Annotated in this window: 16 protein-coding genes; 9 read left to right on the top strand and 7 right to left on the bottom strand. The window is 73.1% G+C overall.

The window, feature by feature from the left end:
* Positions 1-25 precede the first annotated feature (25 nt).
* Both ACWDXC_RS24145 and thiE read left to right on the top strand, forming a co-directional pair.
* On the top strand, positions 26-400 hold the full coding sequence (locus tag ACWDXC_RS24145; protein WP_219507199.1) for an Rv2175c family DNA-binding protein: 375 nt from the start codon (positions 26-28) through the stop codon (positions 398-400).
* Complete coding sequence (thiE, locus tag ACWDXC_RS24140) at positions 378-1,022, top strand: thiamine phosphate synthase (RefSeq protein WP_449985546.1); 645 nt, start codon at positions 378-380, stop codon at positions 1,020-1,022. Before ACWDXC_RS24145 ends, thiE begins: the two co-directional genes overlap by 23 nt.
* Here the strand turns inward: thiE and ACWDXC_RS24135 are convergent.
* Positions 1,003-2,070 carry a polyprenyl synthetase family protein gene (locus ACWDXC_RS24135; protein ID WP_449985544.1) on the bottom strand — a complete coding sequence of 356 codons (1,068 nt, stop codon included), beginning with the start codon at positions 2,068-2,070 and terminating at the stop codon, positions 1,003-1,005. The two genes, thiE and ACWDXC_RS24135, sit on opposite strands and share 20 nt — an antisense overlap.
* A gap of 85 nt (positions 2,071-2,155) precedes the next feature.
* On the opposite strand from ACWDXC_RS24135, the gene metF reads away from it, so the two are divergent.
* Together metF and ACWDXC_RS24125 are read left to right on the top strand one after the other, a co-directional pair.
* Complete coding sequence (gene metF / locus ACWDXC_RS24130) at positions 2,156-3,076, top strand: methylenetetrahydrofolate reductase [NAD(P)H] (protein WP_219507204.1); 921 nt, start codon at positions 2,156-2,158, stop codon at positions 3,074-3,076.
* Between the two features lie 19 nt (positions 3,077-3,095).
* Positions 3,096-3,698 (top strand): mycothiol-dependent nitroreductase Rv2466c family protein, encoded by a 603-nt coding sequence (locus tag ACWDXC_RS24125; protein ID WP_449985541.1) that lies wholly within the window; start codon positions 3,096-3,098, stop codon positions 3,696-3,698.
* A gap of 151 nt (positions 3,699-3,849) precedes the next feature.
* Here the strand turns inward: ACWDXC_RS24125 and ACWDXC_RS24120 are convergent, their stop codons facing one another.
* Together ACWDXC_RS24120 and ACWDXC_RS24115 are read right to left on the bottom strand one after the other, a co-directional pair.
* Complete coding sequence (locus ACWDXC_RS24120) at positions 3,850-4,449, bottom strand: GNAT family N-acetyltransferase (RefSeq protein WP_449985539.1); 600 nt, start codon at positions 4,447-4,449, stop codon at positions 3,850-3,852.
* A 51-nt stretch (positions 4,450-4,500) separates the two neighbouring features.
* Entirely contained in the window at positions 4,501-4,977 is a 477-nt protein-coding gene (locus ACWDXC_RS24115; protein ID WP_364172369.1) for a YbaK/EbsC family protein, read from the bottom strand.
* Positions 4,978-5,208: 231 nt separating this feature from the next.
* Between ACWDXC_RS24115 and ACWDXC_RS24110 the strand changes: the two genes are divergently transcribed.
* Both ACWDXC_RS24110 and ACWDXC_RS24105 read left to right on the top strand, forming a co-directional pair.
* Positions 5,209-5,892 (top strand): L,D-transpeptidase family protein, encoded by a 684-nt coding sequence (locus tag ACWDXC_RS24110; RefSeq protein ID WP_449985535.1) that lies wholly within the window; start codon positions 5,209-5,211, stop codon positions 5,890-5,892.
* A gap of 127 nt (positions 5,893-6,019) precedes the next feature.
* Complete coding sequence (locus ACWDXC_RS24105) at positions 6,020-7,762, top strand: hypothetical protein (RefSeq protein WP_449985532.1); 1,743 nt, start codon at positions 6,020-6,022, stop codon at positions 7,760-7,762.
* A gap of 1 nt (position 7,763) precedes the next feature.
* Here ACWDXC_RS24105 and ACWDXC_RS24100 read toward each other — a convergent pair whose 3' ends face one another.
* Positions 7,764-8,411, bottom strand: coding sequence for a TetR/AcrR family transcriptional regulator (locus ACWDXC_RS24100; RefSeq protein ID WP_449985529.1), 648 nt, complete (start codon positions 8,409-8,411; stop codon positions 7,764-7,766).
* Between the two features lie 95 nt (positions 8,412-8,506).
* On the opposite strand from ACWDXC_RS24100, the gene ACWDXC_RS24095 reads away from it, so the two are divergent.
* Positions 8,507-9,700, top strand: a complete 1,194-nt coding sequence (locus ACWDXC_RS24095) for a cytochrome P450 (RefSeq protein WP_449985527.1) — start codon at positions 8,507-8,509, stop codon at positions 9,698-9,700.
* Positions 9,701-9,709: 9 nt separating this feature from the next.
* Positions 9,710-9,901 (top strand): ferredoxin, encoded by a 192-nt coding sequence (locus ACWDXC_RS24090; RefSeq protein ID WP_219507217.1) that lies wholly within the window; start codon positions 9,710-9,712, stop codon positions 9,899-9,901.
* On the opposite strand, the gene ACWDXC_RS24085 is transcribed toward ACWDXC_RS24090, so the two are convergent.
* On the bottom strand, positions 9,878-10,750 hold the full coding sequence (locus tag ACWDXC_RS24085) for a class I SAM-dependent methyltransferase (RefSeq protein ID WP_246645234.1): 873 nt from the start codon (positions 10,748-10,750) through the stop codon (positions 9,878-9,880). The two genes, ACWDXC_RS24090 and ACWDXC_RS24085, sit on opposite strands and share 24 nt — an antisense overlap.
* Positions 10,751-10,819: 69 nt before the next feature.
* Positions 10,820-11,200: an SdpI family protein gene (locus ACWDXC_RS24080; protein WP_449985523.1), complete on the bottom strand. Its 381-nt coding sequence runs from the start codon at positions 11,198-11,200 to the stop codon at positions 10,820-10,822.
* Positions 11,201-11,600: 400 nt separating this feature from the next.
* On the opposite strand from ACWDXC_RS24080, the gene ACWDXC_RS24075 reads away from it, so the two are divergent.
* The gene (locus ACWDXC_RS24075) at positions 11,601-12,047 is read left to right on the top strand and encodes an SAV_6107 family HEPN domain-containing protein (RefSeq protein ID WP_449985520.1); all 447 of its coding nucleotides are present in this window, start codon (positions 11,601-11,603) and stop codon (positions 12,045-12,047) included.
* A 749-nt stretch (positions 12,048-12,796) separates the two neighbouring features.
* On the opposite strand, the gene bldD is transcribed toward ACWDXC_RS24075, so the two are convergent.
* The gene (gene bldD, locus ACWDXC_RS24070) at positions 12,797-13,291 is read right to left on the bottom strand and encodes a transcriptional regulator BldD (protein WP_026214021.1); all 495 of its coding nucleotides are present in this window, start codon (positions 13,289-13,291) and stop codon (positions 12,797-12,799) included.
* Positions 13,292-13,455 lie beyond the last annotated feature (164 nt).

Here is a 13,455-nt window from a genome sequence, read left to right as displayed (position 1 = left end):
CGCGGCATGTGGTAGTTGTGGTTTCGTGACGCTTTCTGTTGCACAGATCGACCGGGAGACCGACCAGCTCGTTGACGAGTGGCTCACTCTCCCCGAAGTGGCCCAGCGCCTCGACCTCTCGATGGGACGGGCCAAGCAACTCCTCAAGGATCACAAGCTGCTCGGCGTGCGCCGCGGCAGCGGCGGGCCACAGGTGCCCGCGGTGTTCCTCGACGGAAAGGACGTGGTGAAAGGCCTTCCGGGCACGCTGACCGTGCTCCGCGACGCCGGGTACGACGATGTGGAGGCGCTGCGCTGGCTGTTCACCCCTGACGACTCGCTGCCGGGGTCGCCCGTCCAGGCGATCAAGGCCGGTCGTCACACCGAGGTCAAGCGCCGTGCCCAAGCCCTCGCTTTCTGACGCCCGCCTCTACCTGTGCACCGACGGGCGGCGTGACAGGGGCGACCTGGCCGATTTCCTCGACGCGGCGCTGGCCGGCGGCGTGGACATCGTCCAGTTGCGGGAGAAGGGCCTGGAGGCGCGCGAGGAGCTCGCGCTCCTGGAGGTCTTCCGCGACGCCTGCGACCGGCACGGCCGGCTGCTGGCGGTCAACGACCGGGCCGACATCGCCTTCGCCGCCCGGCCTGACGTGCTCCATCTGGGGCAGGACGACCTTCCGGTGACGGTCGCGCGAGAAATGCTCGGCGACGACATCGTCATCGGCCGGTCCACCCACTCCGCCGCCGAGGCTTCCGCCGCGGCGGTGGAGGAGGGCGTCGACTATTTCTGCTGTGGGCCGATCTGGCCCACGCCGACCAAGCCGGGCCGGCACGCGCCGGGCCCGTCGCTGCTCCGGCACGCGGCGGCGCTCGGCGGTGACCGGCCCTGGTTCGGCATCGGCGGCATCGACCTGGCCAACCTGGACGAGGTCATGTCCTACGGGGTCCGCCGCGTCGTGGTGGTGCGCGCCATCACCGAGGCCGACGACCCCGGGGCAGCCGCCGCCGAGTTCGCCAAGCGGCTCACGTCCGCCGTGACGTAGCCGCCACGGCGAGCCCGGCCAGCGCGGTGCGGGCTTCGGGCGTGATCGGCGCCTGGTCGAGCGAGGCGAGCGCCTCGCCGAGATAGTCGCCGATCATGTCCTCGCACGCCCGCAGCGCGCCCGTGCCTTCGATGATCTCGCGCAGCGCGGCCACGCCAGGCTCGTCGAGCTCGGGGTCGCCGAGCAGGCGGCGCACCACGCCGGCCTGCTCCGGGGTGGCGGCGGCCAGGGTGCGCGCCACCAGCATCGTCCGCTTGCCCTCACGCAGGTCGTCGCCGGCCGGCTTGCCGGTCTGCGCGGGGTCGCCGAACACGCCGAGGATGTCGTCGCGCAGCTGGAAGGCGATGCCGACCCGGGTGCCGTACGTGGTGCACAGCTCGTCGATCCACGGCTCCAGGCCGCCGGAGGCGAGCGCCAGGCCGAGGCGGAGCGGGTGCTCGACGGAGTACTTGCCGCTCTTGTACAGGGCCACGCGCAGCGCCGAGTCGAAGGTGTTCTCGCCGTGCGCCTGCTCCAGCAGGTCGAGATACTGGCCGCACATGAGCTCGGTGCGCATGTGGTCGTGCACCGGCTGGGCCGCCGCCAGCGCCCGCGCGGGCAGGCCGCTGGTGCGCCACATCTCGCCCGACCAGATCAGCAGCAGGTTGCCGAGCAGGATCGCGGCGCCCTCGCCGAACTGCGTGGCCGAGCCGTGCCAGCCCGACTTCTCGTGCAGCGTCTGGAAGCGCCGGTGGGCGGCCGGCATGCCGCGGCGCAGGTCGCTCTTGTCCATCACGTCGTCGTGCACCAGGGCGCTGGCCTGCAGCAGCTCCAGCGAGGCGGCGGCGGTGAAGATCTCCGGCACGTCGCCGCCTCCGGCAGCTCGCCAGCCCCAGTAGCAGAAGGCCGGGCGCAGTCTCTTGCCGCCCGCCAGCAGCTCGTCGGCGGCGGTGCGCAGCGGCTCCAGGTCGGGGTCGCCGGTGACGGGCAACTGCCGTTCGACGAACTCCCTGATGCGACGGTCCACCTGGGCGCGCAGGTTGTCCATCTTCGCGGCGTCTGTGCTCATGCCTTGAGACTAGTGGCCGGACATATCGGCCATACCGAGCAGGTAGAGAGTCGGGCGCCGCACGGCCACCGGGTAATCTTGTCGCATGGCCCTTGGTCGACCCTCCGTCCTGCCCGATCGCGTCCCCACCGTCCGGGAGCTGCTCGCCTCCGGCGGCCGGTCGTTCTCCTTCGAGTTCTTCCCGCCGAAGACCGACGAGGGCGAGCGCCAGCTGTGGAAGGCGATCAGGGAGCTGGAGTCGCTGCGGCCGACGTTCGTCTCGGTGACCTACGGCGCGGGCGGCACCACCCGTGACCGCACCGTCGACATCGTGGAGCGGGTCGCGCGCGGCACCACGCTGACGCCCGTCGCCCACTTCACCGCCGTCAACCACTCCGTGCGCGAGCTACGCCACCTGGTCGGCCGCTTCGCCGACGCCGGGGTGCGCAACATCCTGGCCGTGCGCGGCGACCCGCCCGGCGACCCGGGCGGCGAGTGGGTCCAGCACCCCGAGGGCGTCCTCTACGCCGAAGAGCTGGTGCGGCTGATCCGCCAGGCCGGCGACTTCTGCGTGGGCGTGGCCGCCTTCCCCTACAAGCACCCGCGCTCGCCGTCCATCGAGTCCGACACCGAGTTCTTCGTGCGCAAGTGCCGCGCCGGGGCCGATTACGCGATCACGCAGATGTTCTTCCAGGCCGACGACTACCTGCGGCTGCGCGACAGGGTGGCGGCCCGGGGCTGCGACACGCCGATCATCCCGTGCGTGATGCCGGTGACGCAGATGAGCACGATCGCCCGCTCCGAGCAGCTGTCCGGCGCGCCGTTCCCGCCCGACGTGGCGGCCCGCTTCGAGGCCGTCGCCGACGACCCGGCCGCCGTGCGCGCGCTCGGCATCGAGCACGGCGCCGAGCTGTGCCAGCGGCTGCTCGACGAGGGCGCCCCCGGCATCCACTTCATCACCTTCAACCGCTCCAGCGCCTCGCGCGAGGTGTTCCAGCGGATCGAGCCGGCGCCCGTCCCGGGCTGATCTCCTGTTGACTGGACGGGTGATCGCAGACTTCTGGCTCGACCCGTCCTGCCCCTACACGTGGCTCACCTCCCGCTGGCTCGTGGAGGTGACCCGGGTGCGGCCGGTCGAGGCACGCTGGCACGTGATGAGCCTGTCGGTGCTCAACGAGGGGCGCGACGACGATCCCGAGGGCGACCCGGAGGGCTACCTGTGGGTGCCCGCCCGGCTGTGCGCCTCCGTGGCCGACCGCTACGGCTCCGACGCGCTCGGCCGCCTCTACACCGCGCTGTGGACCACCGGCGGCGACGACCAGGACTGGCTCGGCGACCTGGCGACGGCCCTGCGGGCCGCCGGCCTGCCGGAGGACCTCGCCGACGCGGCGCTCACCCCCGAGTCCGACGACCTCGTACGGGCCTCGCACGCGCGGGCGATGGCCGCGATCGGCGGCGAGTCGGGCACGCCGGTCGTCGCCGTGACCGCGTCGCCGGGGGAGCGTGTCGCCTTCTTCGGCCCGGTGATCTCCCGCGTCCCCGAGGGCGAGGCGGCCGGGCGGCTGTGGGACGGCGTGCTGCTGGTGGCCGGCACCCCGCACTTCCACGAGCTCAAGGGGCGGCCGAGGGCGAACCCTGTGCTGCGCTGAGCGGCGCCGCCACCCGCCCGCAGGGGGACCGGGCGGGTGACGGCAGGGGACCTGCGATCGGAGAGTAAAAGAGCGTGTGCTCTCTGTAATGTTTCGTGCCCCGTGCCAAGCCTGATAAAACCTCACGTCAGACGAAGGGCAGCGGGAGGGGTCAGGCGGAGGCCGGCGGGAGGGGCCAGGGGGAGGGCGGCGGGAGGGGGAGCGGGCGGGCCGCGATCGCGTACGCCTCGTGGCCGCCGGGGAAGACGAAGCCGGTCAGCAGGTCGGTGAAGCCCATGCTGGCGTAGAGGTGGCGGGCGGCCGTCGGCCGGTCGTGCGTCGACAGGACCGCGGTGCGCTCGGGGCGGCCGGCGCACAGCGTGGTGATCATCGCGCGGCCGATGCCCTTGCCCTGGTAGTCGGGGTGCACGTGGATCTCGGCCAGCTCGAAGGCGTGGCCCATCCAGGCCTCGGCGGCCTCGTCGCCCGCGCGCTCGCGCAGGGCCCGCAGCACGACCTCGTGCCACCACTGGCCCGGCGCGCCGCGGAACCCGTACGCGAACCCGACGACCAGCGGACTGGCCGTACGGGGTGAATCGTGCAATTCTGCGAAATAGCACTGGAAATAGGGATATGTCCCATGATTTCGCATGATTGTGGTGCGGCCGGCGATCTGCTCGGCGGGCGGGCGCATGGCGGCGGTGTAGATGCCGATCACCGTGTCCAGCCGCTCGGCGAACTCGGCGGGCCCCGCACCGCGAAACTCGATCATCGTCGCACCCTACTCCCGTCCGGGCCACGCGCCCGGCACGCCGTCACGCGCCTACTCGACGTCGGCCGGGGTGCCGCCGGTGATGCGCACGAGCTCGTCGAACGTCGTCGGGAACACCGTGTGCGGATGGCCGCCCGCGGCCCACACCACCTCGTGCTTGCCCAGCCAGGTGTCCACCAGTGTGCGCACCGGAGCCGGGTGACCCACGGGCGCCACGCCGCCGATCGGCTGCCCGGTCGCCTCCCGGACGAACTCCGGCGTGGCCCGGCGCACCTTCCGCGCGCCGGCGGTGCGCGCGACGAGCTCCACGTCGACCCGGTGCGCGCCGCTGGTCAGCACCAGCAGCGGCTCGCCGTCGGCGTCGAAGATCAGGCTGTTGGCGATCGCGCCGACCTCGCAGCCGAGCTGGGCCGCCGCGGTGGCGGCGGTGGGCGCCTTCTCCGGCAGGACGACGATCTCGCCGGCCGCTCCCAGGCTCCGGAGCGCGGCTTCCACGCGTATCGCGTTGGCGGGCAACTTCTCAGACATGCGCACACTCTAAACAGGTTGAGCATCACTTGACCGTGTCCAGTGGTGGTATAGGGTCCGTTGATTCGTTTGTTAATGATTTGAGAGGTGATACCGGTGCGGGGTCGACCTGGGATGGCCGCTCTCCTGACGGCGGGGGCCGTCGCACTCGCCGGATGCGGCACGACGACGGTGGCGCACACGTCAGCAGCCGCTCCCTCCGCCGTTCCTGCCGCCGCTGTTCCTGCCGCTGTGCCCCTGGCCGCGGGCGCCGCCGCCTCGGCCCCTGTCACGGCGCCGGACAAGAAGCTCAAGCTGGGCGACAAGGGCAAGGCCGTCGTCTGGCTGCAGCGGCGCCTGCGGGACCTCGGCTACCGCCCCGGCAAGGCCGACGGCCGCTACGGCGGCACCACGCTGGCCGCCGTGTGGGCGTTCCAGAAGGTCAACGGCATCAAGCCGACCAGCACCGTCGGCAAGGCCACCTGGTCCGCCCTGGAGGCGCCCAAGGTCCCGAAGGTGCTGGCCCCCAACGGCAAGCCGACCCGCGCCGAGGTCAACCTGACCACCCAGATCCTGGTCCTGTACGTGCGCGGCGAGGCCAGGCTGATCAGCCACATCTCCTCCGGCAGCGGCATCCCCTACTGCGAGACCACCGTCTGGCAGGGCAAGGAGCAGCGCTTCTGCGGCTCGGCCACCACCCCGACGGGCACGTACAAGACCACCTGGCGCCGCGACGGCTGGCACAAGTCCTACCTCGGCGAGCTGTACAACCCGATCTTCTTCAACGGCGGGATCGCCTTCCACGGCGCGCTGTCGGTGCCGCTCCAGCCCGCCTCGCACGGCTGCGTCCGGCTGCCGATGAACGTGGCCGAGGAGCTGCCCGGCCTGCTCGGCACCGGCGTCCCCGTGCACGTGCGCGGCAAGTTCCGGCGCTGACCCCGGCTTGCTGATCCCCGCATAACGTCCGCGTCACCACATCGGGTGACGTGGGGGTTATGCGGCGCTTGGTGGACTCTCCGGGCCGGCGCCGGGAGGGACCCGGTGACGGCACTGGGGGAGATCCGTGCTGTCCGCTGCCGTCCCGTCCGTCGTCCCGCCCGCCGCGCTGGAACGGCCACCGCGCGCCCGCCGCCGGTTCGCGCTCCCGAGCCTGCTGGTGGCGGGCTTCGTGGCCCAGGTGCTGGTGAGGCTGTGGCTGTCGCGCTACCACGCCGGGCCGGTGGCGAACCCGGACGAGACCGGCTATCTCGCCGGGGCGCGCTGGCTGGCCGGCGGGCCCGCCGCCGACTTCAGCGGCACCACGTTCTACCGGGGCGGCTACCCGCTGCTGCTGGCGCCGATCCACTGGCTGACCTCCGACCCCGCCACCGTCTACCGGCTGGTGGTCGTGGCCGGGTCGGTGGCCGCCGCCACGGCGTTCCCGCTGGCGTACCTGCTGCTGCGGCGGTTCGGGATCGGCCGGCGGGGCGCGCTGGCGCTGGGGTTCGCCGCCGCGCTCGCGCCGCCGGGGCTGCTGTTCTCGGGGCTGGCGCTGGCCGACGCGATCCTGCCCAGCATCGTGCTCGCCTGGCTGCTCGCCGTGCACGACCTGGTCAGGCGCGGTCCCGGCCGGCTAGGGGCATGGGCAGGAGCACGGGCAGGGGTGCTGGCGGGCGCGCTCGCCGCGTACGCCACGGCGGTGCACCTGCGCGGCACGGTCGTCCTGGCCGTCCTCGTCGTGCTCATGGCCGGGCTGGTGCTCGCCCGCCGCGGGTACGGGACCGCCGTGCTCCCCGGGGCGCTGGTGGCCGCGGCGGTGGCGGCGGCCGGGTGGGCGCTCAACGCGGCGGTGTCCGCGGCCCTCTACCCGCGCGGGCCCCGCGACCTCACCGCGCTGCTGGTCTCCCGGCTCACCACGCCGGACGGGCAGGCGTGGGCGCTGTCCGGGGCGGCCGGGCAGCTCTGGTACTTGATCGCCGGAACGTGGGGGCTCGCGGGCGTCGGCCTGGCCGGGGCCGCCGTCGTCGCCGTGCGGCGCGGGCCGCTCGCGGGCCGGGTGACGGCCGCCGCGCTGCTGGCCGTGACGCTGGGCATCGCCTACGCCTCCTCGGCCGCGCTGCCCGACGAGCACCGGGTCGGCAACTACGCCTACGGCCGCTACCTGTCGTGCGTGGCGGTCGCCTGGATGCTGGCCGGGCTGCTCGTGCTGGTGCGCGCCCGGCGGGCGGCGGCGCTGCGGCACGTGGCCGCCTCGGCAGTGCTGCTGGCCGCCACCGGGGGCGTCGCCGCCTGGTACGCGGGGGACCGGCTGCGCCGCTACGCGTACATCGCCTTCGACTTTCCCGAGACGTCCTTCCTCAGCGGCGTACGCGACGCGCTCGACCTGGTCGCGACGTTCCGGGCGGCGCTGATCCTGCTGGCCTGCCTGGCGGCCGCCTGCCTGTTCGCCCGCCGCCGTACCCGGATCGTGGTGGCCACGGCGGTGCTGGCGGCGGTGCACGTGGCCTTCGCCGCCGATCTCGCCCCGAAGGCGCCGCCCGCCCCCGCCACCGGCTGGCTGCACGCGCCGCCGCCCGGCGGCGGGTTCGCGGTCGACACGCGGGTCCACTGGGGGATCTGGGTGCCGCTCACCCACCGCGTGTGGTGGACGGCCCTGGACCTGTACGACGGCCGCAAGCAGGGGCCGCCGCCGGGCGCCTGCAGCGCGCTCGTGCCCGAGGACGCCGGGCCGCCGCCCGCCGGGTGGGTCGCCACCGGCGAGGGCGGAAAGGGTCACGGGTGGACGGCCTGGCGCGACCCGGCGTGCCCCGCGTCACCCAGGAGGTGACTCAGGCGGACATCCTCCCGGGACGGGCGCCGCCCGGCTCGGCCGGGTCCCCGTGGGCCAGGCCGCGCACGGCGACGCCGGCGGCCATGGCCATCACCTCCAGCACCTGATCGCCGACGTCGCCCCTGTTCAGGCTCGCCATCGTGGCGAGCTTGACCGCGCCCACCAGCGAGCCGACGACGGCCGCCGCCTCCACCAGGTCGAGCTCGCCGGCGTAGGCCTCGTGCACCGCCTCGGCGAGCCGCAACTGGCTGTCGAACAGCAGGCGCAGGCCCCGCGCCTGGAGCGCCGGCACGCTCATGATGAGGTCCATGCGCCCCTTGGCCTCGTCCAGGACGTGGCTCGCACCGCCGACCGCGGACTCCATGCCGTCCTGGAGCACCCGCGTCAGCAGCTCGGCCACCGGCTCGCCCGGCCGCCGGTCGGCGACGCGGGCCAGCAGCTCCTCCAGCCGCGCGGCGGAGTCGTAGAAGACCACGTCCTCCTTGCTGGCGAAGTAGCCGAAGAACGTGCGCGTCGACACGTCGGCCGCGGCCGCGATCTCCGCGATCGTCGTCTCCTCGTAGCCCTTCTCGGTGAACATCCGGATCGCGGCGTCGGCCAGCGCCCGGCGTGTGCGCTGCTTCTTGCGCTCCCGCAGTCCTGACATGTGCGAACTGTACTGCATGCGAGTCGGTTTTTCATCTGTTGCAAATTTGCATCCGATGAGCTTTTCTGGAGATCGAGGCGAGAGGAGCCCATCAGATGACCGATCTGACCATGACCACCCGGCGCGAACGCCCCTTCGACCCGCCGGACACCTTCACGCGCATCCGGCAGCAGGCCGCGGTCCACCGGATGACGTACGCCGACGGCCACGAGGGCTGGCTGGTCACCGGCTACGACGAGGCCCGCGCCGTGCTGGCCGACCCGCGCTTCAGCAACCGGCCCGAGCTCATGCACCCGCCGATCGCCCGGCCCGGCTTCAAGCCGGAGGACGCCGGCAGGTTCAGCGTCCCGCCCGGCTTCTTCCTGCGCATGGACCAGCCCGAGCACACCCGCTACCGCAAGCTCCTCACCGGCCAGTTCACGGTCCGCCGGATGAAACTGCTCGAACCGCGCGTCCAGGAGATCGCCGAGTCCTGCCTGGACGCCATGGAGGCCGGGCCGCGCCCCGCCGACCTGGTCGAGGCGTTCGCGCTGCCGATCCCGTCCCTGGTCATCTGCGAGCTGCTGGGCGTGCCGTACGAGGACCGCGAGCAGTTCCAGGACGACTCCCGCATCCTGGTCAACCTGGAGACCAAGGCCGACGACGCGCTCGCCGCGCTCGGCCGGATCTCCGCCTACCTGAGCGGCCTCATCGGGCGCAAGCGCGCGCACCCCGAGGACGACCTGCTCAGCGGCCTGGCCGTGGGCGGCGAGCTGGACGACGCCGAGCTCACCGGCGTCGCGATCCTGCTGCTGATCGCCGGGCACGAGACCACCGCCAACATGCTCGGCCTCGGCACCTACGCCCTGCTCACCAACCCCGACCAGCTCGCCGCCATGCGCGACGACCCGTCGGTGGTCGACAACGGCGTCGAGGAGCTGCTGCGCTACCTCAGCATCATCCACCTGGGCCCGATCCGGGCGGCGCTGGAGGACGTCGAGATCGGCGGGCGGCTCATCGCCAAGGGCGACGCCGTCACCCTCCACCTGCCGGTCGTCAACCGCGACCCCGGCCGCTTCCCCGGCGCCGACACCCTCGACGTCACCAGGCCCGCGGGCGGCCACCTGGCCTTCGGCCACGGCATCCACCAGTGCCTCGGCCAGCAGCTCGCCCGCATCGAGATGCGCATCGGCTACGCGGCCCTGCTGCGCCGCTTCCCCCGTCTGCGCCTGGCCGTGGAGCCGCACGAGGTGCCCATGCGCACGGACATGAGCATCTACGGTGTGCACCGGCTGCCCGTCACCTGGTAGGTCTAGAACATGGAGATCAAAGCCGACACCACGGTCTGCATCGGGGCGGGCATGTGCGCGCTCACCGCGCCCCAGGTGTTCGACCAGAGCGAAGACGACGGCACGGTCATGCTGCTGAAGCCCGAGCCGCCCGCCGACCAGGAGGACGCGGTCCGCCGGGCCGTGACCCTCTGCCCGTCAGGGGCGATCGCGATCGCCTGACGCCGGTGGCCGCCCGTCCTCCACGGGCCGGCGGCCACCGGCGTCGCTGACGGCCGGGACGACCTCGTACACGCGGGTCGTCCCGTACACGTCGCCGGGCCGCCCGCCGCGACGCGTCACCGTGCGCACGTGGCGGAAACGCCCGGTCCCGAGCAGGTACGCCTCCTCGACCGGGTTGAAGTAGATCACCGTGATCGGGCGGGGCCGCCGGTCGGCCGAGGCGATCAGGCCGTCCATCGTGGCCGCGAAGATCTCGCCCCTGAACGGGTTGTTCAGGAACACCACCGTGGCGTCGTCCGGGATGACGTAGTCCAGCACGTCGGAGTTGACGAACTCGACGCCGCCCGCGCGCAGCCGCAGCCGGGTGCCGGCCAGGTTCGCCCGCGCCACCTCGGTCAGCTCCGCCGACAGCTCCACGCCGATCACCCGCCTGAACGGGTAGCGGCTGGCCGCCTCCAGCGCCATCCGGCCCTTGCCCGCGCCCAGGTCCACGAACACGTCGCCGCCGCCCACGTGGTCCCGGGGCAGCGCGCGCCGCAGAGTTCCCCAGTGGGCGGGGGAGTAGTAGACCCGTTCCGGATGGTCGAGCCCGAAATCCGACAGATCGGCGAAGTCAGCCGTGCTGACGCCGAACCGCCGGTCGTACAGCAGCCGCGACAGCCGGTTGCGCACCGAGCGCAGGCTCAGCGGGCCGCCCAGGTGCATCACGTCCTCGCCGAGCTGCAGGCCCGCGTCGAAGGCGAACGCGGCGGGCGCGCCGATCGCCACCGCGCCGATCAGCAGCGGCACCCGCCCCCGCACCGCCCCGGTGAACCTGGCCAGCGAGCTCGTGTCGTACGCGACGGTCATGGAGCCTCTCCTCGGGGGGTGTGAAGTCGGGGCGGATGGCACGTTCCCGGGCGTACGCGCTCCCGGACGTCAGGAGCCGGTCGCGAGCTCCCGGTTCACCCGGGCGGCCACGAGGTGCGCGCGCCGGCCGATCAGCGCCAGCCCGCCCACCAGCAGCAGCGCCTGCGCCAGGACGAACGCCACCCCGGCCGGCTCCGGCAGGTCCAGCGCCGCCTCGGCGGCCACGGCGGCGGCCAGCACCCCCGCCATGACCAGCGCCAGCCCGCGCATCGGCCCCCGCGCCCAGGCGTGCGCCGCGTCCCACGCCTCACGCGAGGCCAGCGTCTCGCGGGTGCGCAACCCGGCCAGGCCGTTACGGGAGTCGGTCGCGCCGGACTCGTCGTGGAACGGGACCAGCAGCAAGGCGAGAGCCGGAAGGGTCAGGATCGCGGTCATCAGAACGGGGCCCATGCCGGTCATGCTAGCCAGGGCCGGGGACGGGCGTCAGGCCTCCCCCAGGCGACGGTTCGGCGGCTCTTGGGACACGCTGATCGAACCTGTGTTCGTGGAACAGGTTGACACCGAGCGTGATCGAAATTATGTTCGACCTAGTGGCGTGAGGCTCGCGGCTCACGTCGTCGGACCTGGTCGTGGGTGCCGCTTCCCCCAAGCGGCACCCGCGGCCAGGCTCCACGGGCGAAGGGCGCGTCCTCGTCGTCGGCGGAGACGAGTGGGCGCGTCCTGGCCGGACGGGGAGAGGGGAAGCTCCTCGTCCGGCCGGCCCGGCGGAAATGTCGGTGCGGTCTGCGATTGTTGACCTCACCGGCTGGACGCCGGGGAGTCGCCCCACGACTCGAAGGAGGCGCGCAAGATGGCACCACGGCACAGAGAAACGCCCGGGCCCCGGCTGTCGCCTGCGGTTCGGGCACACCTGACCGACTCCCGTTCCTGCCTGGCGGAGGCGGCCGCCGCCCGCACCCCGGCCTCGCGCTACGTGTCGGCCCACCTCGCGGCCCTGCGCGCGGCAGCGGCGATCCTCGCCGCCCGCCCCCGGCCCATGGAAGGCCGCCGGCGTCGCCTGCGCAGCGCCTGGGAGCTGCTGCCCGAGGCCGAGCCCCAGCTCGCCGAGTGGGCCGCCTACTTCTCGGTGAGCGCCGCCAAGCGCGCCGCCGCCGAGGCGGGCATGGTCCGCGGCGTCAGCGCCGCCGACGCCGACGAGCTGCTGGCCGAGGCCGACACGTTCGTCTCGACGGTGGAGGACCTCCTGGGCGTCCCCGCCCAGCCTCAGCTCCCCACCGCCGTCCCCCTCGCCGGCTGACACCGTCCCCGCTTCGTAGGCGGGTGTTTGCCCGAGGTGACCCTCACGTCCGCCACGTGAGGGTGCCGCCGCCGCCCGGCCTCACGCCCGTGGCGTAACACCTGCGGCCGGTCCGCGTGCTGTGGCGGCGTTCCGGGCTGCCCCGGCGCGGCAGTCTCGGTTCGGCGTACGCGCACGCCCGGACGGCCCACTCCCGATTCCGATGCGCCGCCCTCACACCCCGCGAGCACGGCCCCGGCCTGGTCTTCCCAGGTGAGCCCCGGCTGGGTCCTCTGGGCGCGGCCCTGGCCCGTTCTTCACGGGCGTGCGCCCAGGGCCTGGTCTTTTCGTGCGCGTTCACGCCCATCCCCTTGGGGGGCGTTGCGCCCGCCCGGCCTTCCCGGGGCGGTTCCAGCGGGGCAGGGGCGGGCCCAGCCCTTCAAGAAGGCGCCCCAAGCGCCCGGGAAGGCGGTTTCCGCGGCCCCAGGAGGGCGCTTGTGGCCCCTTGGGTCACCTTGGGCGGGTTCGTCGCCTGGAGAGCGTTCTCCGGGCCTTAGGGAACGCTCCCGCGCGCCCGCAGGAGCGGTCCCGGACCCGAGGAATGGGTGGGGGTGGGTTGCGAAGCGGCCGACAGTGGGAGAGGCGGGGAATGGTGACCAGATTGGCGTGCTTTGTTGGGTTTGTCCTAAAACGGTCAACATGCCAGTAAATGAGCATGAAAAAGGGGCGCTCCGTGGGTCTCGGGCGCCCCTGGGGGAGTCGGTCGCGGGTCAGAAGGACTCGACGGCGCGCCGGGCCTCGGCGTCGAGGACGCCCCAGCTGATGAGCTCCTCCGTCAGCTCACTCGGCGACTTGTCGTAGATGACCGCAAGGGAGCGCAGGTCCTCCTGGCGGATCGACAGGACCTTGCCGTTGTAGTCGCCACGCTGGCTCTGGATGGTGGCGGCGTAGCGGGCCAGGGCGCCGGCCTTCTCCTTGGGCAGGGTGGCAAGCCGCTCCAGGTCGATGACAAGCTTGGGCGTCGGCCCGAGCGGGCTCGGCGCGGCGCCGCCCGGCAGCAGCTCCGAGACGGGCACCCCGTAGAAGTCGGCAAGCTCGGCAAGCTTCTGCACGGTGACGGCGCGGTCGCCACGCTCGTACGAGCCCACGACCACGGCTTTCCACCTGCCGCGCGACTTCTCTTCGACTCCGTGCAGGGACAGGCCCTGCTGGGTGCGGATGGCGCGGAGTCGTGCACCCAGCGACTTTGCGTACTCAGACGGCATTGTGTGGCCCCCCGGCTCTCGTATCTATAGCTCTCAGTAGATTGTGCTCCCTTGCGGCGAATGCCTGAGCCACCGGGGGTACGGTGCCGGGTCCGGCGCCATGGGGTGGCCGTGGCCCCCGGGCTGCCCCCGGGAACGCCGCGCGGTGTTGGTTACGCTCAGTG

The sequence above is a fragment of the Nonomuraea sp. NPDC003214 genome, from assembly GCF_053590035.1.
The sequence above is the reverse complement of the archived record's forward strand: the minus strand, read 5'-3'. Positions and strand labels throughout refer to the sequence as shown.